The sequence below is a fragment of the Citrobacter sp. R56 genome (assembly GCF_016811995.1).
Lineage (GTDB): Bacteria > Pseudomonadota > Gammaproteobacteria > Enterobacterales > Enterobacteriaceae > Citrobacter_D > Citrobacter_D enshiensis.
The window spans coordinates 292497-316952 of the sequence record NZ_CP069159.1 but is presented as its reverse complement, the minus strand read 5'-3'; the positions used below and the strand labels follow the sequence as shown (position 1 = coordinate 316952).

Here is a 24456-nt window from a genome sequence, read left to right as displayed (position 1 = left end):
AAATCTCCAGTGAAGTTCGTAAAGTATTTATTGATCCTTGCAGTATGTTGCATCCTGCTGGGAGCAGGCTCGATTTATGGTCTCTATCGCTATATCGAGCCGCAACTACCTGACGTCGCGACGTTAAAAGACGTGCGTTTGCAGATTCCGATGCAGGTTTATAGCGCGGAGGGTGAACTGATCGCGCAGTATGGCGAGAAACGCCGAATCCCGGTCACGCTCAACCAAATGCCGCCCGTCATGGTGAAAGCCTTCATCGCCACGGAAGACAGTCGCTTTTACGAGCACCACGGTGTTGACCCTGTCGGGATCTTCCGTGCGGCAAGCGTCGCGCTGTTCTCTGGCCATGCGTCGCAGGGGGCGAGCACCATTACTCAGCAGTTGGCGAGAAACTTCTTCCTCAGTCCGGAACGGACGCTAATGCGTAAAATTAAGGAAGTGTTCCTTGCCATACGCATTGAGCAACTCCTGAGTAAGGATGAGATCCTCGAACTCTATCTGAACAAAATCTACCTCGGTTACCGTGCCTACGGCGTAGGTGCCGCAGCACAGGTCTATTTTGGTAAAACCGTTGACCAGCTTAGCCTGAGTGAAATGGCGGTCATTGCCGGCCTGCCAAAAGCCCCTTCTACGTTTAACCCGCTTTATTCCATGGATCGCGCCACAGCGCGACGTAACGTGGTTCTGTCGCGTATGTTGAGCGAAGGGTATATCACCCAGAATCAGTACGATCAGGCGCGTAACGAAGCGATTGATGCAAATTACCATGCGCCGGAAATCGCGTTTTCTGCCCCCTATTTGTCAGAAATGGTGCGCCAGGAAATGTACAGCCGGTACGGTGAAAATGCTTATGAAGATGGCTATCGCATTTACACCACCATCACCCGCAAAGTCCAACAGGCGGCTCAACAAGCTGTCCGCAACAACGTTCTGGACTACGACATGCGCCACGGCTATCGCGGCCCGTCGAATGTTTTATGGAAAGTGGGTGAAACCGCCTGGGACAGCAAAAAAATTACCGACACGCTGAAAGCGCTGCCTACCTACGGGCCATTGCTCCCGGCCGCGATCACCAGCGCCACACCGCAAGAAGCCACGGCAACACTGGCGGATGGAACGTCGGTATCACTGCGTATGGACGGGATTCGCTGGGCGCGTCCGTACCGCTCAGATACACAACAGGGCCCCACGCCGCGTAAAGTGACTGATGCCGTACAAGCCGGTCAGCAAGTCTGGGTTCGTCAGGTGGGCGATGCCTGGTGGCTGGCGCAGGTGCCGGACGTTAACTCCGCGCTGGTTTCCATTAATCCGCAAAATGGTGCGGTAATGGCGCTGGTCGGTGGTTTTGACTTCAATCAGAGCAAATTTAACCGTGCCACCCAGGCGCTGCGTCAGGTGGGATCGAATATCAAGCCGTTCCTCTATACCGCCGCGATGGATAAAGGTTTAACCCTGGCGAGCATGTTGAACGACGTGCCCATTTCACGCTGGGATGCCGGTGCCGGTTCTGACTGGCGCCCCAAAAACTCACCGCCGCAGTACGCCGGTCCGATCCGTTTACGTCAGGGTCTCGGTCAGTCGAAGAACGTGGTTATGGTGCGTGCCATGCGCGCAATGGGCGTCGATTACGCAGCAGAATATCTGCAGCGCTTTGGCTTCCCGGCGCAAAACATCGTGCATACCGAATCGCTGGCGCTGGGTTCCGCATCCTTCACGCCGATGCAGGTAGCGCGGGGCTATGCCGTTATGGCAAACGGCGGCTTCCTGGTCGATCCCTGGTTCATCAGTAAGATTGAAACCGACCAGGGCGGCGTCATATTTGAAGCGAAGCCGAAAATTGCCTGCCCGGAGTGTGATATTCCGGTCATTTATGGCGATACGCAAAAATCGAACGTCCTGGAGAACAGCAACGTCGAAGATGTCGCCATTTCTCAGGAGCAGCAAAACGCCACTGTGCCGATGCCACAGCTTGAACAGGCAAACCAGGCGCTGGTTGCCCAAAGCGGTACACAGGAGTATGCCCCGCACGTGATTAACACGCCGCTGGCGTTCCTGATGAAAAGCGCGCTGAACACCAATATCTTCGGCGAACCCGGCTGGATGGGTACTGGTTGGCGAGCGGGCCGCGACCTGCAGCGTCGGGACATCGGCGGTAAAACCGGTACCACCAACAGCTCGAAAGATGCCTGGTTCTCCGGATACGGTCCAGGCGTGGTAACGTCGGTGTGGATTGGTTTTGACGATCACCGCCGCGATCTGGGACGCACGACGGCATCCGGGGCGATCAAAGATCAGGTCTCCGGCTATGAAGGCGGAGCGAAGAGTGCGCAACCGGCATGGGACGCGTATATGAAGTCCGTTCTGGAAGGCGTACCTGAGCAACCGCTGACGCCGCCGCCAGGGATTGTGACGGTCAATATCGATCGCAGTACCGGTCAACTGGCCAGTGGCGGTAACAGTCGCGAAGAGTATTTCATCGAAGGCACCCAGCCAACACAGCACGCGGTGCATGAGGTGGGAACAACCATTATCGATAATGGTGAGTCGCAGGAACTGTTCTGATCAAAAAAAGGCGCTTCGGCGCCTTTTTTGTTTTTACTGCGTTGTTCTGCCGGGTTATGACCTACAGTCGTCCCTGCCCTTTCAGCCACTCGCGTACCAGAAACAGAGCGCTCACGTTACGCGCCTCATTAAAGTCTGGCTCTTCCAGCAGGTCCATCAAATGCACCAGCGGCCAGCGTACCTGCGGCAGGGGTTCGGGCTCGTCGCCTTCCAGCGATTCCGGATAGAGGCCTTCAGCCACCACGATGTTCATTTTGCTTGAAAAATAGGAAGGCGCCATACTCAGTTTCTTTAAAAACGTCAGATCCTGCGCACCAAAGCCAACCTCTTCTTTTAATTCGCGGTTCGCGGCCTCAAACACACTCTCTCCGGGATCGATAAGCCCTTTGGAAAACCCCAGTTCGTAGGACTCCGTTCCCACCGCATATTCACGGATCAGAATCAGGTGATCGTCAACGATAGGTACAATCATTACCGCTTCGCGGGTGGACGGACGCATACGCTCATAGACACGTCGCACACCATTGCTGAACTCAAGGTCCACGCTTTCAACGTTGAACAGGCGCGATTGTGCGACAGTTTCTACTTTCAAAATGGTGGGTTTTTGTAATGATTTGCTCATCGTGAGAGTCTTTGCAGTGAAATCTGACGCCATTGTGCGATATGCAGCACGGTTTCGGCAATGTGAATTGCCATTTATTTACATTTATGCAACGCACTTAAAATTAATTCTTATTTCAAATTAAAAGTCAATAGGTTGAAATAACTCCAGGAATTTGCTGATATTCCGCATTTGGTGGTTTTGCTATGATTTGCATTCAATGGGATGCGCTTAAAAATGCTCAAGTTCAACTCCACACTTGCCGATAGCCAACCACAAAATCACGTTTATTGGACAGGGTGCGACTGACCACGCCTGACAGACTTAGTAAGATGGGGAAAGCATGAGCACCATTTTGATTTTTTTAGCTGCTTTGCTGGCCTGCTGTCTACTGGCAGGATGGCTACTCAGGACACGCGCCAGGCGGCGAAGCCTGCCCTGGATCAATGCCTTCCCGGAGGCAGCCACGCGTAAGCTGACGCCCGAAGAGCGCAGCGCCGTTGAGAACTATCTCGACAATCTCAGCCAAATCCAACAAGTGCCAGGCCCCACTGGCGCCAGTGCCGCGCCTGTGTCACTCACACTCAATGCTGAGAGCAACAACGTTATCGTTTTGACGCATTCTATTACGCGTTACGGCATTACCACCGACGATCCCAACAAATGGCGATACTATCTCGACTCGGTTGAGGTTCATCTGCCGCCTTTCTGGGAACAGTACATCAATGACGAAAATAACGTTGAACTGATCCATACCGACAAGCTGCCTTTGGTTATCTCACTGAACGGTCACACGCTGCAGGAGTATATGCAAGAGACGCGTGGCTATGCATTGCAGCACACCGCCTCCACTCAGGCATCGATCCGCGGTGAAGAGAGTGAACAAATTGAATTGCTCAACATTCGCCAGGAAACGCATGAAGAATATGCGTTGAGCCGTCCTGCGGGTCTTCGTGAGGCGTTGCTGATTGTCGCCTCTTTCCTGTTGTTTTTCTTCTGCCTGATAACGCCAGATGTCTTTGTTCCCTGGATGGCCGGCGGCGCGATTTTGTTGTCGGCCGCGGGACTCTGGGGATTGCTTGCACCACCTTCTAAAACCGCGTTACGGGAAATCCACTGCCTGCGAGGCACCCCGCGTCGCTGGGGGCTGTTCGGTGAAAACAACCAGGAGCAAATCAACAATATCTCACTGGGGATCATTGACCTGATTTACCCGGCTCACTGGCAGCCTTACATCGCGCAGGATCTCGGTCAGCAAACCGATATTGATATCTATCTGGATCGCCACGTGGTACGCCAGGGCCGCTTTTTATCCCTGCATGACGAAGTCAAAAACTTCCCGCTACAGCACTGGTTGCGCAGTATGATCATCTCCGGAGGTTCCCTGCTGGTGCTGCTGATGCTGCTGTTTTGGATCCCGCTGGATATGCCCATCAAATTCACGCTGTCATGGATGAAAGGTGCCCAAACCATTGAAGCCACCAGTGTGAAAAAACTCGAAGAGGCCGGGGTTCGCGTTGGTGATACCCTGCATTTGAGCGGTAAAGGCATGTGCAATATTCATACGCCGGGAAGCTGGACCGCGCAGCCGGGTTCCCCGTTCATGCCTTTTGATTGCTCGCAAATTATCTGGAATGACGCCAAGGCTCTGCCGCTGCCAGAGTCCGAACTTGTCAATAAAGCGACAGCGCTAAATCAAGCCATCAGCCGACAATTGCACCCCAAACCCGAAGATGATTCGCGTGTCAGCGCCTCGTTACGCTCGGCGATTCAAAAATCAGGGATGGTATTATTGGATGATTTCGGTGACATCGTGCTGAAAACGGCTGACCTGTGCTCTGCTGATGATGAGTGCATACGCCTTAAAAATGCGCTGGTGAACCTCGGCAATAGCAAAGACTGGAATGCGCTGGTTAAACGCGCCAACGCCGGTAAGCTCAATGGCGTCAATGTCCTGCTGCGCCCTGTCAGCGCAGAGTCGCTGGATAATCTGGTGACCACCTCGACAGCGCCGTTTATTTCGCGTGAAACAGCGCGTGCTGCCCAGTCGCTAAACAGCCCCGCGCCGGGAGGATTCCTGATTATCAGTGACGAAGGCAGCGATCTGGTCGACCAGACTTACCCCGCCGTTTCACTGTATGACCACCCGGCTCAGGAGCAATGGGGTGCCTTCCAGCGGTTGGCCCAAACGCTCATGCAAACGCCGTTTAGCGCTGAAGGGATTGTCACCAGTATTTATACCGACGCCAACGGAACGCAGCACATCAGCCTGCACCGTATTCCAGACCGTTCAGGCCTGTGGCGCTACCTCGGTACGACGCTGCTGATGCTGGGTATGCTGGGCAGCGCGATATACAACGGCATACAGGCGTTCAGACGCTATCAGCGTAATCGCACCCGCATGACCGAAATTCAGCAATACTACGAAAGCTGCCTGAACCCGAAACTGATCGCTTCCCCTGAAAGCCTCATCTGATAACACGCCCGTGCGGCAGGGTATGCTACCCTGTCGCGCAAATTGCTTCACTCAGGAGAGAACCCATGCACATTGATATCGCCTGGCAGGACGTGGACACCGTTTTGTTGGATATGGACGGCACGCTGCTTGATCTCGCGTTCGATAACTATTTCTGGCAAAAACTGGTGCCGGAAACCTACGGCGCACAGCACGGAATCTCTCCACAAGAAGCCCAGCAATTTATTCGCCAGCAGTATCAAGACGTACAGCATACGTTAAACTGGTACTGCCTGGATTACTGGAGCAAACGGCTGGGGTTGGATATCTGCGCCATGACGACGGAACAGGGGCCGCGCGCCGTGCTGCGCGATGATACCGTTCCGTTTTTAGATGCGTTAAAAGCAAGCGGTAAACGCCGTATTTTGCTCACCAATGCGCATCCACACAACCTGGCGGTGAAGCTGGAGCATACCGGTCTGGCCTCACACCTTGATTTATTACTTTCCACCCACACATTTGGTTATCCCAAAGAGGATCAGCGGTTATGGCACGCTGTGGCTAAAGAGACGGGAATAAGCGCGGAGAAAACGGTGTTTATCGATGACAGCGAGCCGATTCTCGATGCCGCCGCCCAATTTGGCATTCGTTACTGCCTCGGCGTGACCAATCCTGACTCCGGCATCGCGGAAAAGCAGTATACTCGCCATCCGTCACTAAATGACTACCGCCGATTGATCCCCTCGCTGATGTGAAGGAGTCGCCATGAAAGAGAAGCCCTCTGTTGAGGTCAGGCTGGATAAATGGCTGTGGGCTGCCCGTTTTTATAAAACCCGCGCCATCGCTCGTGAAATGGTGGAAGGCGGTAAGGTGCACTACAACGGACAGCGCAGTAAGCCGAGTAAAATTGTCGAGCTGAATGCCACCCTGATGCTGCGCCAGGGTAATGACGCGCGCACGGTCATCATCAAAGCGATTACCGAGCAACGCCGCCCGGCAAGCGAAGCCGTCGCGCTGTACGAAGAGACGGCAGAAAGCGTAGAAAAACGCGAAAAAGTCGCGCTGGCGCGTAAGCTTAATGCGTTGACCATGCCGCACCCGGACAGGCGCCCGGATAAAAAAGAACGCCGCGACCTGTTACGATTTAAACACGGCGACAGTGAGTGACTGTCACCTGCAAGAGAGATGATTATGCCGCAACATGACCAATTACACCGTTATCTGTTTGAAAACTTTGCCGTACGCGGCGAGCTGGTGACCGTATCGGAAACCCTGCAACAGATCCTCGAGAATCATAGTTATCCGCAGCCGGTGAAAACCGTGCTGGCCGAACTGCTGGTTGCGACCAGCCTGCTCACCGCAACGCTGAAATTTGCGGGTGATATCACCGTGCAACTGCAGGGTGACGGCCCGATGAGCCTGGCGGTGATCAATGGAAACAATAACCAACAGATGCGTGGCGTCGCCCGCATTCAGGGCGACATTCCTGAAAATGCCGATCTGAAAACGTTGATCGGCAACGGTTATCTGGTCATCACCATCACGCCAGAAGAAGGCGAACGCTACCAGGGCGTGGTTGGTCTGGAAGGCGACACGCTGGCGGCATGCCTGGAAGACTATTTCCAGCGCTCGGAGCAGTTACCCACACGCCTGTTTATTCGCACGGGCGACATCGAAGGTAAACCGGCGGCGGGCGGTATGCTGTTGCAGGTGATGCCAGCACAGAATGCCCAAACGACTGATTTTGATCATCTGGCGACGCTGACGGAAACCATCAAAACTGAAGAGTTATTGACGCTGCCTGCAACCGAAATACTGTGGCGTCTGTATCACGAAGAAGAGGTCACGCTCTACGATCCGCAGGACGTTGAGTTCAAATGCACCTGTTCACGTGAACGTTGTGCGGGCGCGCTGAGAACACTGCCGGATGAAGAGGTCGACAGCATCATTTCTGAAGAAGGCGAGATCGATATGCACTGCGATTATTGCGGCAGTCACTATCTGTTCAACGCGATGGACATTACTGAGATCCGCAACAACGCCTCTCCTGCCGATCCGCAAGTCCATTAATCGCGTATAAAACGCCGGTTGGCGACGCGACAGAGTCTCTTAAAGGCCGGGTGTGCGGTAACACCGCCCGGCATTCCTCACATTTTTCTCGCTGCCTCTCACCTATTATTTCGACGTGAATCGATAATTTAAATTTTGTTGTTACGTAATTTTCTTCTATGAATGCGATTACAGTCACAATATTCCCGCCAAATACACTTCTGTTTAACGTTTTAAGAACATTTTCCACAACAAAAAAGTGTTTCCTGCCATAATAATCGCCGCTTCGTGACAGGAGTTGCAGCGTTTTCAGTCACTCGTGATTTTTTCCAGATGCGTAAATCTATGAGCCTTGTCGCGTTAAACAAACCCTAAAAAACCTTAATATTTCAGGTAATACATCTTGGCTAAGGAGCAGTGAAATGCGTGTGAACAGTTTAACCCCGCAAGATCTCAAGGCTTATGGTATCAATGACGTTCAGGATATCGTTTACAACCCAAGCTACGAAACGCTTTACCAGGAAGAGCTCGACCCTTCCCTGGAAGGCTATGAGCGTGGTGTGCTAACGAACCTCGGCGCCGTTGCTGTTGATACCGGTATCTTTACCGGACGTTCGCCAAAGGATAAGTACATTGTTCGTGATGACACCACGCGTGATACGCTCTGGTGGTCCGACAAAGGCAAAGGGAAGAACGACAACAAACCGCTCGCTCAGGAAACCTGGCAGCATCTGAAAGGTCTGGTGACCCAACAACTCTCTGGCAAGCGTCTGTTCATCGTTGATGCCTTCTGTGGCGCCAACGCCGATACCCGTCTGTCTGTACGCTTTATTACGGAAGTTGCCTGGCAGGCTCACTTCGTCAAAAACATGTTCATCCGCCCGAGCGATGAAGAACTGGTCAGCTTCAAACCTGACTTTATCGTAATGAACGGCGCGAAATGCACCAACCCGCAGTGGAAAGAACAGGGATTAAACTCCGAGAACTTCGTGGCATTCAACCTGACCGAACGCATTCAGTTGATTGGCGGTACCTGGTACGGCGGTGAAATGAAGAAAGGGATGTTCTCAGTGATGAACTACCTGCTGCCGCTGAAAGGCATTGCGTCCATGCACTGCTCCGCCAACGTGGGCGAGAAAGGCGATGTCGCGGTCTTCTTTGGTCTTTCCGGCACCGGCAAAACCACCCTCTCTACCGACCCGAAACGTCGTCTGATTGGCGATGACGAACACGGCTGGGATGACGACGGCGTGTTTAACTTTGAAGGCGGTTGCTACGCGAAGACCATCAAGCTGTCTAAAGACGCTGAACCGGAAATCTATAACGCAATCCGCCGTGATGCGCTGCTGGAAAACGTGACGGTTCGCGACGATGGCACCATTGATTTTGATGATGGTTCCAAAACCGAGAACACCCGCGTTTCTTACCCGATCTATCACATCGATAATATCGTCAAGCCGATCTCCAAAGCGGGTCATGCCACTAAAGTTATCTTCCTGACCGCTGATGCGTTCGGCGTGCTGCCGCCGGTTTCCCGTCTGACGGCAAACCAGACCCAGTACCACTTCCTGTCTGGCTTTACCGCTAAGCTGGCAGGGACTGAGCGCGGCGTCACTGAGCCTACGCCGACCTTCTCCGCCTGCTTCGGCGCTGCATTCTTGTCGCTGCACCCGACACAGTACGCAGAAGTGCTGGTAAAACGTATGCAAGCCTCAGGCGCGCAGGCATACCTGGTAAACACCGGCTGGAACGGTACTGGCAAACGTATCTCCATCAAAGATACTCGCGCCATCATCGATGCTATCCTGAACGGTTCCCTGGACGACGCGGAAACCTTCAGTCTGCCGATGTTTGACCTGGCAATCCCTACCGAACTGCCGGGCGTGGACACTCGCATTCTTGATCCACGTAATACCTACGCGTCACCAGAACAGTGGCAGGAAAAAGCATCCGCGCTGGCAAAACTGTTCATTGAAAACTTCGAGAAATACACCGATACCCCAGCAGGTGCAGCGCTGGTGAGCGCCGGTCCGAAGCTGTAAGTCGAATGTGCCGGATGGCGGCATAAATACCTTATCCGGCTTACCACAACACGAACGTAGACCTGATAAGCACAGCGCCAGCAGGCTATTCAGAAAAACAAAGGGAGGCATTTAGCCTCCCTTTTTTACACGTTTGTTCTACACGTCCTTGATTGACGCCGGAATGCGAGCCATCGGAACCGGCAGCCAGGCACGAATAGAGAGTCCGCCCCGCTCACTGGTGCCAATCTCCAGCATGCCGTTATGGTTATCAACGATACGCTGCACAATCGCCAGACCCAACCCGGTACCGCTGGTACTGCGGGCGCTATCGCCGCGTACAAACGGCTGGAACAGGTGTTTGCGTTGCTCCGGCTTAATCCCCGGACCGTCATCCTCAACCTGGAACCAGGCGCGATGAGGTTCCGTCCCGCTACTGACTTTAATCCAGCCATTACCATAGCGTGCCGCGTTGACTACCATATTGGCGACCGCACGTTTAATCGATAACGGATGCATCTTCACCTGAATCGTGCCCGGCTGTAGCCCGGTATCGATTTCGCGCTCGTAGCCACTTTCCGCGGCAATGACTTCGCCCAGCACGGCATTAAGATCGGCCATCTCCATCGGCATTTCCTGCCCGGTACGCAGGTAATCGATAAACTGCTCGATAATGGCGTTACACTCTTCGATATCTTTGTTGATGGACTCCGCGAGGTAACCGTCCTCTTCGCCCATCATCTCAGTGGCCAGACGAATGCGCGTCAGCGGTGTGCGCAGATCGTGGCTCACCCCCGCCATCAGCAACGTGCGGTCATCAGCCAGTTGCTTCACGCCCGCGGCCATGTGGTTGAAGGCACGGGTCACGGAGCGCACCTCCGACGCGCCATACTCGCGCAGCGGCGGCGGAATAATTCCCTTCCCGACCTGCAGCGCCGCATGCTCGAGATCCACCAGCGGTCGGTTCTGGATACGAATAAACAGCCATGCGCCGCCTATCGCCATCAGCATTATCGCCAGCGTATAGCGAAACAGTGGGGAGAAATCGCCCTGATGGATTTCAGTCAGCGGCACACGCACCCAAATGTTGGGCGATAGCCAGGTTTTTAGCCAAACGACGGGCGAGCTTTTGTTGACCTCGACGCGAACTTCCGTGGGGCCACCCAACTGCTGCGCCATCTGATGGCTTAAGAATTCATAGTGTTGCGCCCAACGAAGGCCGGCCTCTTCGGCGGCTTCGTTAGAGTAGAGAGAAATGCCCAGCTCACGGTAAATTTCCCGGCGGAACGCGGGAGGCACAACGAGCTGCGTGCCGTCCTCCAGTTGCAGTTTATCCGTCATCAGCATACGAACTTCGTAGGCCAGGACCTTATTAAACTGCTGGAGGCTCGGCAGAATCGCAAAGTTCAGCACCACCAGATAGGTCGTCACCAGGCTGACAAACAGCAAAGTGACGATGAGTAGCAACGTGCGGGCAAATGAACTTCGTGGCGAGAAGCGCATTCGCCTCATGCTTTAGAACCGTCCGGCACAAATACATAGCCCAGACCCCAAACGGTCTGAATATAACGTGGGTGCGCCGGATCTTCTTCCACCATGCGACGCAAACGCGAAATTTGCACATCGATGGAACGTTCCATTGCGGAGTATTCACGACCACGCGCCAGGTTCATCAGTTTGTCGCGCGACAGCGGCTCACGCGGGTGGCTCACCAGCGCCTTCAGAACCGCAAACTCACCGCTGGTCAGCGGCATCGGCTCGTCTTCGCGGAACATTTCGCGGGTGCCCAGATTCAGTTTGAACTTACCGAAAGCAATGACCGCTTCTTCCTGAGAAGGGGCGCCAGGCAACTCGTTCGCTTGACGACGCAGCACTGCGCGAATACGCGCCAGCAGTTCACGCGGGTTAAACGGTTTAGGAATATAGTCGTCAGCACCGATTTCCAGCCCCACAATGCGGTCAACTTCCTCACCTTTGGCTGTCACCATGATGATCGGCATCGGGTTGCTCTGGCTACGCAGACGACGGCAAATTGACAGGCCATCTTCACCTGGCAACATTAAATCCAGTACCATGAGATGGAAGGATTCGCGGGTTAGCAGACGATCCATCTGCTCAGCGTTGGCGACGCTTCGAACCTGGAAGCCCTGCTCGGTCAGATAACGCTCCAGAAGCGCGCGCAAACGCATGTCGTCATCTACCACCAGAATCTTATAATTCTCTTGCATTGTTTGTACTCCCAAAGGTTCGCAACAATTGTAAGTGTGTATTCTTAAGAAAGCTCACGTTCGTCACCAGTGAATTCTGGTATGAATTCCAGGCTAAATTGTTACAAAGCATATTTAACAGCAGCTTAAGTATACAATGAAACTTGCGGCACATTATTTATTCTGTTGATTACGTCGCGTAATACTAATTGTGCGCATAATCACAGCGTCGAAGGTAAATCAATAAGATGAAAACGCCCCTGATTACCCGGGAAGGGTACGAAAAACTCAAACAAGAGCTAAATTATCTCTGGCGTGAAGAGCGCCCTGAAGTCACCAAAAAAGTGACCTGGGCCGCAAGTCTTGGCGACCGCAGCGAGAATGCTGACTACCAGTATAATAAAAAGCGACTGCGTGAGATCGACCGCCGCGTCCGTTATCTCACCAAATGCATGGAAAATCTCAAAATTGTCGACTACTCCCCGCAGCAGGAAGGCAAAGTGTTCTTCGGTGCGTGGGTGGAAATCGAAAACGACGACGGTGATACCCGTCGCTTTCGTATCGTCGGTTATGATGAAATTTTCGGCCGTAAGGATTACATCTCTATCGACTCGCCGATGGCGCGCGCGTTGTTGAAAAAAGAGGTGGGCGATCTCGCCGTGGTGAACACGCCTGCGGGAGAAGCGAGCTGGTACGTTAATACGATCGAATACGTAAAATGAGCAGGAACAATCCGAAGCCCCTGTGGATGACTGGCATTTTTGCCAGTCAGTCCGTATAACTATTCCCTGATTTTTACTCAGTAGATGAAGCCAATCCATGATGAATGATTCTTTCTGCCGCATTATTGCGGGCGAAATTCAGGCACGCGCCGAACAGGTAGAAGCTGCCGTTCGCCTGCTTGACGAAGGGAACACCGTGCCGTTTATCGCACGTTATCGTAAGGAAATCACCGGCGGTCTGGATGATACGCAGCTGCGTAACCTGGAAACGCGTCTGGGGTATTTACGCGAACTGGAAGACAGACGTCAGTCGATCCTCAAATCTATTTCCGAGCAAGGCAAACTGACCGATGAGCTGGCAAATGCCATCAACGGTACGTTAAGTAAGACCGAACTCGAAGACCTCTACCTGCCTTATAAACCGAAGCGCCGTACCCGTGGACAAATAGCCATCGAAGCAGGCCTTGAGCCGCTGGCCGATCTGCTGTGGACCGACCCGTCCAACGACCCGGAAGCAGAAGCCGCCAAATACATCGACGCCGAAAAAGGCGTGGCTGACACCAAAGCGGCACTCGACGGAGCGCGCTATATCCTGATGGAGCGTTTTGCCGAAGACGCTGCTCTGCTGGCGAAAGTACGTGATTATCTGTGGAAAAACGCCCACATCGTGGCGACCGTGGTGGCAGGCAAAGAGGAAGAAGGCGCGAAATTCCGCGACTACTTCGACCATCACGAACCAATCTCCTCCGTTCCGTCTCACCGCGCGCTGGCAATGTTCCGCGGCCGTAACGAAGGCGTATTACAGCTCTCGCTGAATGCCGATCCGCAGTTCGATGAGCCGCCGAAAGAGAGCCACGGCGAACAGATTATTCAGGACCACCTCGGCCTGCGCATGAACAACGCCCCGGCGGACAGCTGGCGTAAAGGCGTAGTGAGCTGGACATGGCGTATTAAAGTGCTGATGCACCTCGAAACCGAGCTGATGGGAACCGTGCGCGAGCGTGCAGAGGATGAAGCGATTAACGTCTTCGCCCGTAACCTGCACGATCTGCTGATGGCAGCGCCTGCCGGTCTGCGCGCCACTATGGGTCTCGATCCGGGTCTGCGTACCGGCGTGAAGGTCGCTGTTGTCGACGGTACCGGTAAACTGGTCGCCACCGACACCATTTACCCGCATACCGGTCAGGCAGCGAAAGCCGCCGTCGCGGTTGCCGCGCTGTGCGAAAAATACAACGTCGAACTGGTCGCCATCGGCAACGGCACCGCATCACGTGAAACGGAGCGTTTCTTCCTCGACGTACAGAAACAGTTCCCGAAAGTGACCGCACAGAAGGTGATCGTCAGCGAAGCTGGCGCATCCGTTTACTCGGCTTCCGAACTGGCTGCTCTGGAATTCCCGGATCTCGACGTTTCGCTGCGCGGCGCGGTTTCTATCGCCCGACGCCTGCAAGATCCGCTGGCCGAGCTGGTAAAAATCGATCCGAAATCCATCGGTGTGGGTCAGTACCAGCATGACGTTAGCCAGACTCAGCTCGCCCGTAAACTGGACGCCGTGGTCGAAGACTGCGTAAACGCCGTCGGCGTCGATCTGAACACGGCTTCCGTGCCGCTGTTAACCCGCGTGGCAGGTCTGACCCGGATGATGGCGCAGAATATCGTGAGCTGGCGTGATGAGAACGGCCAGTTCCAGAACCGCCAGCAGTTGCTGAAGGTAAGCCGTCTGGGGCCAAAAGCCTTTGAACAGTGCGCGGGCTTCCTGCGTATCAACCATGGTGACAACCCGCTGGATGCGTCCACGGTTCACCCGGAAGCGTACCCTATCGTTGAACGCATTCTGGCGGCCACCGAACAGTCCTTGCGCGACCTGATGGGCAACAGCAGCGAGTTGCGTAACCTGAAAGCGTCTGACTTTACTGACGAACGCTTCGGGGTGCCGACCGTCACCGATATCATCAAAGAGCTGGAAAAACCGGGTCGCGACCCGCGTCCGGAGTTTAAAACCGCTCAGTTTGCCGATGGTGTGGAGACCATGAACGATCTGCTGCCTGGCATGATCCTGGAAGGCGCAGTCACCAACGTGACCAACTTTGGCGCTTTTGTGGATATCGGTGTCCATCAGGACGGACTGGTGCATATCTCTTCCCTGTCGAACAAGTTCGTCGAAGATCCCCATACCGTGGTGAAAGCGGGCGACATCGTTAAAGTAAAAGTGCTGGAAGTGGATCTGCAACGTAAACGTATAGCCCTGACCATGCGTCTGGACGAACAGCCAGGTGAAACTAATGCCCGTCGCAGTAGCGGCAGTAACGAACGTGCCCAGGGCAATCGCCCGGCGGCAAAAGCGGCAAAACCACGTGGTCGCGACGCTCAACCTGCCGGTAACAGCGCTATGATGGACGCACTGGCCGCAGCGATGGGTAAAAAACGCTAACGCCGGTTTTGTTTGCGTCTTCCTGCTTCTGGCACGACTCTCGTGCCAGAAGCAGCATTCCATTTTTCTCTGATTCTCAACGTTTCGCCCCTTTCTTCCCGACAAGCACATCCATTTACGGATTAACAATTAATGTTTGCAGAATGAATCTGTTAATTAATTTCATAAGGTGAGGATGACACTATTAATTATCACACCGTTAACATATAAAACGTTAATTAAACATTAAGAATGGGTAATTATTGCCGAAGAGTATTACCTGTCCGTAAGGGGAATAAATGTTGAGCCATATCAAGATTGGTTCAATTTATTATACAAAACCACATTCGGTCACATTTTAAGTATTGATGATAGAAACTATTCTCATTATCATTGTACTGTTGATTATTTAATCTTTCCTTCGTTGGCTAATCATCTGGTCTCATGCCCTCCGCTCTGGCGCACCGCATGAGGTAAACATCCAGTTAGCGAGAAACAAAGTAGGTCCCTATGCAATTCACTCCAGACACTGCGTGGAAAATTACCGGTTTTGCCCGTGAAATCAGTCCGGCGTACCGTCAGAAACTGCTTTCCCTCGGCATGCTGCCCGGCTCTTCTTTTAATGTGGTGCGCGTTGCGCCCTTAGGCGACCCCATTCATATCGAAACGCGTCGTGTTAGCCTGGTATTGCGTAAAAAAGATCTGGCCTTATTAGAAGTGGAAGCGGTTTCCTGTTAATACAGTGAGTCTATAAAAATGAAAAAATTAACCATTGGTTTAATTGGCAATCCAAATTCCGGCAAGACAACCTTATTTAACCAGCTCACCGGCGCGCGTCAGCGTGTGGGTAACTGGGCTGGCGTTACCGTCGAACGTAAAGAGGGTCAGTTCGCCACAACCGATAACCAGGTCACGCTGGTCGATTTACCCGGCACCTATTCGCTGACCACCATTTCGTCGCAAACCTCGCTTGATGAGCAAATTGCCTGCCATTACATTCTGAGCGGCGACGCAGACCTGCTGATCAACGTGGTCGATGCCTCTAACCTTGAGCGCAACCTCTACCTGACGTTACAACTACTTGAATTAGGCATTCCCTGCATTGTCGCACTCAACATGCTGGATATTGCTGAAAAACAGCAGATCCGTATTGATATTGATGCCCTTTCCGCACGCCTTGGCTGTCCTGTGGTCCCGCTGGTTTCCACGCGGGGTCGCGGGATTGAAGCGCTGAAATTAGCCATCGACCGCCATCAGGCAAATGACAGCGTTGAGCTGGTGCATTATGCCCAACCGCTGTTACGTGAAGCCCATTCGCTGGCTGATGCGATGTCCCCGAATATGCCGTTGCAACAGCGTCGCTGGCTCGGTCTGCAAATGCTGGAAGGCGATATCTATAGCCGCGCCTATGCCGGTGACGCAGCCCAAAGTCTGGACGCCTCAATAACGCGCTTAAGCGAAACGATGGAAGATCCGGCGCTGCACATCGCCGACGCGCGTTACCAGTGTATCGCCGCCATCTGCGACGTGGTGAGCAATACGCTGACGGCCGAACCCAGCCGTTTCACCACGGCGGTGGATAAAATCATCCTTAACCGCTTCCTCGGCTTGCCGATTTTTCTGTTCGTCATGTACCTGATGTTCCTGCTTGCCATTAACATCGGTGGTGCTTTACAGCCGCTGTTTGACGTCGGCTCGGTCGCACTGTTTGTGCATGGTATCCAGTGGATTGGCTACACCCTTCACTTCCCGGAGTGGTTAACTATTTTCCTGGCCCAGGGCCTTGGCGGTGGGATCAACACCGTTCTGCCGTTGGTGCCGCAGATCGGGATGATGTACTTATTCCTCTCCTTCCTTGAAGACTCCGGTTACATGGCGCGCGCAGCATTTGTGATGGACCGATTGATGCAAGCGCTGGGGCTACCGGGCAAGTCCTTCGTACCGCTGATTGTGGGCTTTGGTTGCAACGTCCCCTCGGTGATGGGCGCGCGTACCCTGGATGCGCCGCGTGAACGTCTGATGACCATCATGATGGCTCCGTTTATGTCCTGTGGCGCACGCCTGGCGATTTTTGCAGTATTTGCCGCTGCGTTCTTTGGGCAGAATGGCGCGCTGGCGGTCTTCTCACTTTACGTGCTCGGTATTGTGATGGCGGTATTGACCGGTCTGATGCTCAAACACACCATCATGCGTGGCGAAGCCTCTCCGTTTGTTATGGAACTGCCGGTCTATCATGTTCCGCACATTAAGAGTCTGGTCATTCAAACCTGGCAGCGCCTGAAAGGCTTCGTCCTGCGCGCCGGTAAAGTGATCATCATCGTCAGTATTTTCCTCAGTGCCTTTAACAGCTTCTCCCTGAGCGGGAAAATCGTCGACAACATCAACGACTCTGCCCTCGCCTCCGTGAGCCGCGTGATCACCCCCATCTTTAAACCGATTGGCGTTCATGAAGATAACTGGCAGGCAACGGTAGGGCTGTTTACCGGTGCAATGGCGAAAGAGGTCGTGGTCGGTACGCTCAACACGCTCTATACCGCAGAAAACATCCAGGAAGAGGAGTTCAACCCCGCAGAGTTCAACCTCGGTGACGAGTTGATGGGCGCGGTAGACGAAACCTGGCAGAGCCTGAAAGATACCTTCAGCCTCAGCGTACTGGCGAACCCGATTGAAGCCAGCAAAGGCGACGGCGAAATGGCGACAGGCGCAATGGGCGTGATGGGTGCCAAATTCGGTAGCGCAGCGGCAGCTTACAGCTATCTGATTTTCGTCCTGCTGTATGTACCGTGCATCTCGGTGATGGGTGCTATCTCTCGTGAATCCAGTCGCGGCTGGATGGGCTTCTCCATTCTGTGGGGTCTGAACATCGCCTACTCACTGTCGACGTTGTTTTATCAGGTGGCCAGCTACAGCGAGCACCCGACCTACAGTCTGGTCTGCATTCTGGCCGTCATCCTGTTCAACATTGTGGTGCTGGGTCTGTTGCGTCGCGCCCGTAGCCGTGTGGATATCGAATTGCTGGCTACGCGTAAAACGGCAAGTTCCTGCTGCGCCAGCTCAACGGGCGACTGCCACTAAGGCGGCGAATAATGGCTTCACTTATTCAGGTTCGTGATTTACTGGCACTGCGGGGACGGATGGAGGCTAAGCAAATTAGCCATACCCTGCATACCCCGCAACCCATGATTGATGCGATGCTGAGTCAACTGGAGAACATGGGTAAAGCCGTGCGTATTCAGGAGGATGCCGACGGGTGCCTCTCCGGAAGTTGTAAGAGCTGCCCGGAGGGGAAAGCGTGTCTGCGCGAGTGGTGGACGTTACGGTAGTTCACCGCACACGTCCCGGCGAAAATCACATCGCCGGGCAGCACGCCGCTGTTACAGCTTATCCTTCACGGCGATTAGCGCCTGACAAAACGCATCAGGATGCGAGATAAACGGCGCATGCGCCGCTTTCGCAAAGACCTCAGACTCACTTTCCGGCCATAACGCGTCCAGCATCGGAACCACTTTACGCGGCACCAGACCATCCAGATAACCGTACAGACGTAAAAACGGCATGGTCAGTGCTTTTAGTGGCTCACGGAGATCGGCAGTTTTGAGGATTTCCAGACCGCCGTTCAGCACTTCGACCTCCGGCATGGGCAGCGCCAGTACGGCTTTTTTCAATGCCCGCGCATCCTGACGCGCCGTCTCCGTTCCCAGCGTTTGCAGCGCCAGAAAACGTTCCACCGTACGCTGGAAGTCTTCACTCAGTTGCTGTTGAAAACCGGCTAAAATCTCCGGTTTGATGCCAGGCCAATCTTCATGAGCGCTAAAACGTGGTGATGAGGCCACGGTGACCAACGCCTGAACGCGTTCAGGATGCGTTAGCGCCACCTGACTGGCGACCAGCCCGCCCAGACTCCAGCCGAGCCAAACGGCTTTATCCGGCGCCTGTTTCAGTACGCATTCCGCCATCGCCTCGAGCGTCATTGCGCCAAATCCCTGACTCCGGCCAAAACCCGGTAAGTCAACGAGATGCAGGGTGAAATGCGAAGCCAGTTCCGCGCTTATGCAATGCCAGACTTCTGCATTCAATCCCCATCCGTGCAGCAGCACAAGATGACAATTTCCCTGACCTTCGGTCTGCCACCAGATGTCATTCATCAGTTACTGTTCTCTTTTAGCTAACAAGGATGCGTATATGCTAACAGTACCGGGTTTATGCTGGCTATGCCGAATGCCGCTGGCGCTCGGTCATTGGGGAATTTGTTCGGTATGTGCGCAGTCAGTACGCTGCCGCGTTTGCCTGTGTCCGCAGTGCGGTTTACTGGCCACACATGCCACTCTCCCCTGCGGACGTTGTCTGCAAAAATCGCCCCCCTGGCAACGACTGGTCACCGTTAGCGACTATACCCCGCCGCTGAGTTCGCTCATCCACCAGCTTAAATTTTCCCGCCGCTGTGAGATTGCCGTAGCCCTTTCGCGACTGCTATTGCAAGAGGTATTACTGGCTCGCCGCGCCACTGGTCTCCGGTTACCTGACCGGATAGTCAGCGTACCGCTTTGGCAGCGCCGCCACTGGCGCAGGGGATTTAACCAAAGCGATCTCTTATGCCGCCCGCTGGCGCGCTGGCTAGGATGCGCCTGGGATAGTCAGTCCGTGACGAGGGTCCGGGCGACGGCCACCCAGCACCATCTCAGCGCCAGATTACGCAAACGTAACCTGAAAAACGCATTTCGCCTTGAATTGCCGGTGCGGGGACTCCATATGGTTATTGTGGATGATGTCGTCACTACCGGAAGTACCGTCGCGGAGATCGCGCAACTGCTTTTACGCAACGGCGCAGCGACTGTCCAGGTATGGTGCCTGTGTCGAACCTTGTAGAGCCTCGATGATGGGCGTATTATAACCAACTAAAATAGTCAACTATTAGGCCATTACTATGATCCATATTTCCGAGGCTGCACAAGCGCACTTTGCCAAACTGCTGGCAAATCAGGAAGAAGGGACACAAATCCGCGTATTTGTGATCAATCCCGGTACGCCTAACGCTGAGTGTGGCGTTTCTTATTGTCCGCCGGACGCCGTGGAAGCAACCGACACGCCCATCAAATTTGACCTGCTCACGGCTTATGTCGATGAGCTGAGCGCACCGTATCTGGAAGATGCCGAAATTGATTTTGTGACCGACCAGTTAGGTTCTCAACTGACGCTGAAAGCGCCAAACGCGAAAATGCGTAAAGTTGCTGATGATGCGCCGCTGATGGAGCGCGTGGAATACGCAATCCAGTCGCAGATCAACCCACAGCTGGCGGGCCACGGCGGCCGCGTGACGCTGATGGAAATCACTGACGAAGGCTACGCCATTCTGCAGTTTGGCGGCGGCTGTAACGGCTGTTCTATGGTCGATGTCACCCTGAAAGAAGGCATCGAAAAACAGCTGCTGAACGAGTTCCCTGAACTGAAAGGCGTTCGCGACCTGACCGAACACCAGCGCGGTGAGCACTCTTACTACTAAGAGCCTGCCTTTGCCCGGTGACGCCATGCTCACCGGGCCTGTATTTGCCTTCTCCTTCCTGAAAGATCCGACCTCATAACATGACCTGCGTCTCATAATTCAAATTTTGCCTGCCTGGGTGATTCTCAACTCATACATGTTACCCGTATCATTCGTATGGGCACCTAACCACCCCATAACAGCCGACTAAACTAAAGAGTTTCGAAGGCACTCAGTACTGGTGCCGCTACGGTTCTGTTCCCCGTTGGGAAAACCGGATTTTGTCATCTAAACACTGACGTTACCCATAACAAAGCAAAGGCCAGGTAAATCATGCCATTAGTCATCGTTGCTATCGGTGTCATCTTGTTACTTCTTCTGATGATCCGCTTCAAAATGAACGGATTTATCGCTCTCGTCCTGGTAGCGCTTGCAGTCGGTCTGATGCAAGGCATGCCGTTGGTTAAAGTGATTAGCTCCATCAAGGCTGGTGTTGGTGGAACCCTGGGCAGCCTCGCCCTGATTATGGGTTTCGGCGCCATGTTGGGCAAAATGCTGGCAGATTGTGGCGGCGCGCAGCGTATCGCCACCACGTTGATTGCCAAATTTGGTAAAAAACACATCCAGTGGGCTGTCGTGTTAACCGGCTTCACCGTGGGTTTTGCCCTGTTCTACGAAGTGGGCTTCGTGCTGATGCTGCCGCTGGTGTTCACCATCGCTGCTGCTGCCAATATCCCGCTGCTGTTTGTCGGCGTACCGATGGCGGCCGCGCTTTCCGTGACCCACGGCTTCCTGCCGCCGCACCCGGGCCCAACGGCCATTGCGACCATTTTCCATGCAGATATGGGTAAAACCCTGCTGTTCGGTACCATTCTGGCAATCCCAACCGTTATTCTGGCCGGTCCTGTTTTTGCTCGCTGCCTGAAAGGTATCGACAAACCAATTCCGGAAGGTCTGTACAGCGCCAAAACCTTTACTGAAGAAGAGATGCCTGGCTTCGGCGTCAGCGTCTGGACTTCCCTGGTACCGGTGATCCTGATGGCGTTCCGCGCCGTTGCAGAGATGAGCCTGCCGAAAGGTCACCCTTTCCTGGCTGTCGCAGAATTCCTCGGCGACCCGGTAATGGCGACGCTGATTGCGGTCCTGATTGCGATGTTCACCTTCGGTCTGAACCGTGGTCGTTCAATGGATCAGATTAACGAGACCCTGTCCTCTTCCATCAAAATCATTGCCATGATGCTGTTGATCATCGGCGGTGGCGGTGCGTTCAAACAGGTTCTGGTTGATAGCGGCGTTGATAAGTACATCGCCTCTATGATGCACGAAACCAACATTTCCCCGATTCTGATGGCATGGTCTATCGCTGCCGTCCTGCGTATCGCGCTGGGTTCAGCGACAGTTGCCGCCATTACTGCGGGTGGTATCGTGGCACCGCTGATTGCCACCACTGGCGTAAGCCCTGAGCTGATGGTTATTGCCGTAGGTTCTGGTAGCGTGATTTTCTCCCACGTGAACGATCCAGGCTTCTGGCTGTTCAAAGAGTATTTCAACCTGACCATCGGTGAGACCATCAAATCATGGTCAATGCTGGAAACCATTATCTCTGTCTGCGGCCTGGTAGGGTGTCTGCTGCTGGGTATGGTGGTTTAACACCGCACATTCCAGACTAAAAAGCCGGGGAAATCCCCGGCTTTTTTTATGCTTAGCGTTCACCGTATAGGCCTGATAAACGAAGCACCATCAGACGTGATACGGAACATTGCCGGATGGCGGCTTTGCCTTATCCGGCCTACAACGATGTCGATCGGCCCGCGCTACAGATAAGAAAACGCCGGGGTAAGCCCCGGCGTTTTGGTTGTTACTTCTTCTTCGTTGCCGCTTTTCGCCGCTTATCCAGATCCTTAATCAGCTTGTTCACCTCATCATCAGCAAACATCTGTTCAAGAGGGATAGCCAGTTTACGCCGCCAGTTCTTGTACTGTTCGCTGGTGCCCGGAATATTGACCGGCTCCGCCATGTCCAGCCAGTCTTCCGGCTGTAACCCCAGTAAAGCGCTATTACTGTCTGCAATATAACGCTGAAGGCCGCGATTAAGCGTCGACGTCATCGACATCAGCGATGCCTTATGCCCTGCGCGTTTTGGCAAGCAGCCATACTTGTGCAACGCATCCAGCAGACCTTGTTTCGCCTGCTCGCGATCCTGATACAACTCACGCAGGACCGCCTCATCCGGGTAAAGTCCCAGCGTTTTACCGAGCGTCAGATCGCCGCTGTCCCAATAGCCACGCAGCGTAGGAAGGTCATGCGTCGTCGCGACAGCCATTGATTGTTCCGGGTACGCTTTCGGCGCACGAAAGGTCTTCTCATGGTCATTTTCAAAATAGAGGACTTTGTAAGAATAGACGCCGCTATTACGCAGTTTGCTGACGATCTCCACCGGCACGGTACCCAAATCTTCGCCAATCACCATACAGTGATTACGTTGACTTTCCAGCGCCAGAATGGAGAGCAGATCGTCCACCGGATAATGGACATAAGCGCCATGATCCGCCGTTTCACCGTAGGGGATCCACCACAAACGCAGCATCGACATCACATGGTCGATACGCAGCGCGCCGCAGTTTTGCATATTGGCGCGCAGTAGCTCGATAAACGGCTCATAGGCACGCGCGGTGATAATGTGGGGATCCATTGGCGGCAATCCCCAGTTCTGACCGAGCGGGCCGAGGATATCCGGCGGCGCGCCGACAGAGGCTTTCAGGCAATACAGCTCCCGGTCACACCAGGTTTCCGCACCGCCTTGTGCGACGCCCACGGCCAGATCACGATACAGGCCAATCGGCATGTCGAATCCCTGGCTGGTATGCCAACAGGCGGCGAATTGGGTATACGCCAGCCACTGTAGCCAGAGATAGAAATCCACCTCATCCTGATGCTGTTCGCAGAACTGTTTGACCTGTGGAGAATCCACCGACTGATATGCCTTCGGCCACACCGGCCAGCCCCAGCGCAATGCGTCCTCTTTCACCTGATAAGCATGCAGCGCGTCGAACGCTGCCTGCCAGTACAGGCTTTCGCCTTCCTGTTCGACAAAGTGACGAAACTCAGCCATCTGCTCGTCATCACGAACGGTGAAACCACGCCATGCCATACGCAGCGCCGTCATTTTCAGCGCCGTCACGGCGGTGTAATCCACCCATTCGGCATCCCGCGCCTGTTTCAGTGCTTTCTGCGTAGCAGGTTTCTGCCACCACGCCTGCGCCTCTTCGCTCTGACGGAAGTCTTCTACGGCATTCACATCAATGTAAATGACGTTCAGCCAGCGGCGTGAAGAGGGGCTGTACGGACTGGCGCTCTCGGGGTTCGCCGGATAGAGCGCATGGATGGGATTCAATCCAATGAAGGAACCACCGCGTTTCGCCACGTCTACCAACATGGCCTTGAGATCGCCAAAATCGCCAATCCCCCAGTTAAGCTCTGAACGCAGGGTGTAGAGCTGTACACATGCACCCCACAGCTTTTGGCCCGTCAGCAGCGCCTGCGGTTCGTAGCAGCGCTTTGGCGCCACAATGATCCGGCAGTGCGAACGCTGTTCGCCCTGGGTTAATGTCAGCGAGTGATACCCCTCCGGCAGCTTTGCCGGAAGATGAAATGCTTTGCCACCCGTGGCGTGCCCTTTGTGCTGCGCCCCCTCTTCGGTGGTCAGTATCCAGGTAAACTCCCCACTCCCTTCGACCGCCAGCGGCATCTTTTTGCCTGCGGTATACACCATCACATTTGGCACGGGTGTCACCGCCACCTTCGTGGCGGCGGTGGTGCGATGCATGGCGTCAAGCAAACGCCGTTTGGTTTCGGCGCCAATCGACTGCGGTTTACCGTGGGCATTGATATAATTGGGGCTGATCCCCGCCGCTAACGCGGCATTATCCAGACGTTTGCTTTCCATCGCG

19 protein-coding genes are annotated in these 24456 nt (G+C 54.1%); 14 read left to right on the top strand and 5 right to left on the bottom strand.

Going from position 1 to position 24456, the window contains the following annotated elements:
* Positions 1 to 9 precede the first annotated feature (9 nt).
* The gene (mrcA, locus tag JM656_RS01400) at positions 10 to 2562 is read left to right on the top strand and encodes a peptidoglycan glycosyltransferase/peptidoglycan DD-transpeptidase MrcA (RefSeq protein WP_203359731.1); all 2553 of its coding nucleotides are present in this window, start codon (positions 10 to 12) and stop codon (positions 2560 to 2562) included.
* A 61-nt stretch (positions 2563 to 2623) separates the two neighbouring features.
* Here the strand turns inward: mrcA and nudE are convergent, their stop codons facing one another.
* Complete coding sequence (nudE, locus tag JM656_RS01395) at positions 2624 to 3184, bottom strand: ADP compounds hydrolase NudE (protein WP_203359730.1); 561 nt, start codon at positions 3182 to 3184, stop codon at positions 2624 to 2626.
* A 322-nt stretch (positions 3185 to 3506) separates the two neighbouring features.
* Here nudE and igaA point away from each other — a divergent pair, with 322 nt between their 5' ends.
* The 5 genes from igaA to pckA all read left to right on the top strand — a co-directional run bounded on the left by igaA (position 3507) and on the right by pckA (position 9709).
* On the top strand, positions 3507 to 5639 hold the full coding sequence (gene igaA / locus JM656_RS01390; protein ID WP_203359729.1) for an intracellular growth attenuator protein IgaA: 2133 nt from the start codon (positions 3507 to 3509) through the stop codon (positions 5637 to 5639).
* A 65-nt stretch (positions 5640 to 5704) separates the two neighbouring features.
* Positions 5705 to 6373 (top strand): GMP/IMP nucleotidase, encoded by a 669-nt coding sequence (gene yrfG, locus JM656_RS01385; protein ID WP_203359728.1) that lies wholly within the window; start codon positions 5705 to 5707, stop codon positions 6371 to 6373.
* A gap of 10 nt (positions 6374 to 6383) precedes the next feature.
* Entirely contained in the window at positions 6384 to 6785 is a 402-nt protein-coding gene (gene hslR / locus JM656_RS01380; RefSeq protein ID WP_203359727.1) for a ribosome-associated heat shock protein Hsp15, read from the top strand.
* 24 nt (positions 6786 to 6809) lie between these two features.
* On the top strand, positions 6810 to 7688 hold the full coding sequence (gene hslO, locus JM656_RS01375; RefSeq protein WP_203359726.1) for an Hsp33 family molecular chaperone HslO: 879 nt from the start codon (positions 6810 to 6812) through the stop codon (positions 7686 to 7688).
* Positions 7689 to 8089: 401 nt separating this feature from the next.
* Positions 8090 to 9709, top strand: a complete 1620-nt coding sequence (gene pckA, locus JM656_RS01370) for a phosphoenolpyruvate carboxykinase (ATP) (RefSeq protein WP_203359725.1) — start codon at positions 8090 to 8092, stop codon at positions 9707 to 9709.
* A gap of 138 nt (positions 9710 to 9847) precedes the next feature.
* Here the strand turns inward: pckA and envZ are convergent, their stop codons facing one another.
* Positions 9848 to 11200 (bottom strand): two-component system sensor histidine kinase EnvZ, encoded by a 1353-nt coding sequence (gene envZ, locus JM656_RS01365; protein WP_192610721.1) that lies wholly within the window; start codon positions 11198 to 11200, stop codon positions 9848 to 9850.
* On the bottom strand, positions 11197 to 11916 hold the full coding sequence (gene ompR / locus JM656_RS01360) for a two-component system response regulator OmpR (protein WP_001157751.1): 720 nt from the start codon (positions 11914 to 11916) through the stop codon (positions 11197 to 11199). The genes envZ and ompR overlap by 4 nt, the downstream gene beginning before the upstream one ends.
* A gap of 227 nt (positions 11917 to 12143) precedes the next feature.
* Here ompR and greB point away from each other — a divergent pair, with 227 nt between their 5' ends.
* The 5 genes from greB to feoC all read left to right on the top strand — a co-directional run bounded on the left by greB (position 12144) and on the right by feoC (position 18350).
* Positions 12144 to 12617: a transcription elongation factor GreB gene (greB, locus tag JM656_RS01355; protein ID WP_192610720.1), complete on the top strand. Its 474-nt coding sequence runs from the start codon at positions 12144 to 12146 to the stop codon at positions 12615 to 12617.
* A gap of 97 nt (positions 12618 to 12714) precedes the next feature.
* On the top strand, positions 12715 to 15048 hold the full coding sequence (locus JM656_RS01350; protein WP_203359724.1) for a Tex family protein: 2334 nt from the start codon (positions 12715 to 12717) through the stop codon (positions 15046 to 15048).
* Positions 15049 to 15537: 489 nt separating this feature from the next.
* Positions 15538 to 15765 (top strand): ferrous iron transporter A, encoded by a 228-nt coding sequence (gene feoA, locus JM656_RS01345; RefSeq protein ID WP_162380549.1) that lies wholly within the window; start codon positions 15538 to 15540, stop codon positions 15763 to 15765.
* 18 nt (positions 15766 to 15783) lie between these two features.
* Positions 15784 to 18102: a Fe(2+) transporter permease subunit FeoB gene (gene feoB / locus JM656_RS01340; protein WP_203359723.1), complete on the top strand. Its 2319-nt coding sequence runs from the start codon at positions 15784 to 15786 to the stop codon at positions 18100 to 18102.
* A gap of 11 nt (positions 18103 to 18113) precedes the next feature.
* Positions 18114 to 18350 carry a [Fe-S]-dependent transcriptional repressor FeoC gene (gene feoC / locus JM656_RS01335; RefSeq protein WP_203359722.1) on the top strand — a complete coding sequence of 79 codons (237 nt, stop codon included), beginning with the start codon at positions 18114 to 18116 and terminating at the stop codon, positions 18348 to 18350.
* 51 nt (positions 18351 to 18401) lie between these two features.
* Here the strand turns inward: feoC and bioH are convergent, their stop codons facing one another.
* Positions 18402 to 19172, bottom strand: a complete 771-nt coding sequence (gene bioH, locus JM656_RS01330; protein WP_203359721.1) for a pimeloyl-ACP methyl ester esterase BioH — start codon at positions 19170 to 19172, stop codon at positions 18402 to 18404.
* 37 nt (positions 19173 to 19209) lie between these two features.
* On the opposite strand from bioH, the gene gntX reads away from it, so the two are divergent.
* From gntX to gntT, 3 genes are all read left to right on the top strand, one after another.
* Positions 19210 to 19893 carry a DNA utilization protein GntX gene (gene gntX / locus JM656_RS01325; protein ID WP_203359720.1) on the top strand — a complete coding sequence of 228 codons (684 nt, stop codon included), beginning with the start codon at positions 19210 to 19212 and terminating at the stop codon, positions 19891 to 19893.
* A gap of 58 nt (positions 19894 to 19951) precedes the next feature.
* On the top strand, positions 19952 to 20527 hold the full coding sequence (nfuA, locus tag JM656_RS01320; RefSeq protein ID WP_192614270.1) for a Fe-S biogenesis protein NfuA: 576 nt from the start codon (positions 19952 to 19954) through the stop codon (positions 20525 to 20527).
* Positions 20528 to 20839: 312 nt separating this feature from the next.
* Positions 20840 to 22156: a gluconate transporter gene (gene gntT / locus JM656_RS01315; protein ID WP_203359719.1), complete on the top strand. Its 1317-nt coding sequence runs from the start codon at positions 20840 to 20842 to the stop codon at positions 22154 to 22156.
* 208 nt (positions 22157 to 22364) lie between these two features.
* Here gntT and malQ read toward each other — a convergent pair whose 3' ends face one another.
* Positions 22365 to 24452: a 4-alpha-glucanotransferase gene (malQ, locus tag JM656_RS01310; RefSeq protein WP_203359718.1), complete on the bottom strand. Its 2088-nt coding sequence runs from the start codon at positions 24450 to 24452 to the stop codon at positions 22365 to 22367.
* Positions 24453 to 24456: the final 4 nt, after the last annotated feature.

Coding starts and splice junctions, on each gene's coding strand:
- gntT (WP_203359719.1), top strand. CDS start 20,840: ATGCCATTAGTCATCGTTGCTATCGGTGTCATCTTGTTACTTCTTCTG.
- envZ (WP_192610721.1), bottom strand. CDS start 11,200: ATGAGGCGAATGCGCTTCTCGCCACGAAGTTCATTTGCCCGCACGTTG.
- feoA (WP_162380549.1), top strand. CDS start 15,538: ATGCAATTCACTCCAGACACTGCGTGGAAAATTACCGGTTTTGCCCGT.
- gntX (WP_203359720.1), top strand. CDS start 19,210: ATGCTAACAGTACCGGGTTTATGCTGGCTATGCCGAATGCCGCTGGCG.
- nfuA (WP_192614270.1), top strand. CDS start 19,952: ATGATCCATATTTCCGAGGCTGCACAAGCGCACTTTGCCAAACTGCTG.
- hslR (WP_203359727.1), top strand. CDS start 6,384: ATGAAAGAGAAGCCCTCTGTTGAGGTCAGGCTGGATAAATGGCTGTGG.
- feoC (WP_203359722.1), top strand. CDS start 18,114: ATGGCTTCACTTATTCAGGTTCGTGATTTACTGGCACTGCGGGGACGG.
- malQ (WP_203359718.1), bottom strand. CDS start 24,452: ATGGAAAGCAAACGTCTGGATAATGCCGCGTTAGCGGCGGGGATCAGC.
- bioH (WP_203359721.1), bottom strand. CDS start 19,172: ATGAATGACATCTGGTGGCAGACCGAAGGTCAGGGAAATTGTCATCTT.
- pckA (WP_203359725.1), top strand. CDS start 8,090: ATGCGTGTGAACAGTTTAACCCCGCAAGATCTCAAGGCTTATGGTATC.
- hslO (WP_203359726.1), top strand. CDS start 6,810: ATGCCGCAACATGACCAATTACACCGTTATCTGTTTGAAAACTTTGCC.
- greB (WP_192610720.1), top strand. CDS start 12,144: ATGAAAACGCCCCTGATTACCCGGGAAGGGTACGAAAAACTCAAACAA.
- yrfG (WP_203359728.1), top strand. CDS start 5,705: ATGCACATTGATATCGCCTGGCAGGACGTGGACACCGTTTTGTTGGAT.
- nudE (WP_203359730.1), bottom strand. CDS start 3,184: ATGAGCAAATCATTACAAAAACCCACCATTTTGAAAGTAGAAACTGTC.
- ompR (WP_001157751.1), bottom strand. CDS start 11,916: ATGCAAGAGAATTATAAGATTCTGGTGGTAGATGACGACATGCGTTTG.
- igaA (WP_203359729.1), top strand. CDS start 3,507: ATGAGCACCATTTTGATTTTTTTAGCTGCTTTGCTGGCCTGCTGTCTA.
- feoB (WP_203359723.1), top strand. CDS start 15,784: ATGAAAAAATTAACCATTGGTTTAATTGGCAATCCAAATTCCGGCAAG.
- JM656_RS01350 (WP_203359724.1), top strand. CDS start 12,715: ATGATGAATGATTCTTTCTGCCGCATTATTGCGGGCGAAATTCAGGCA.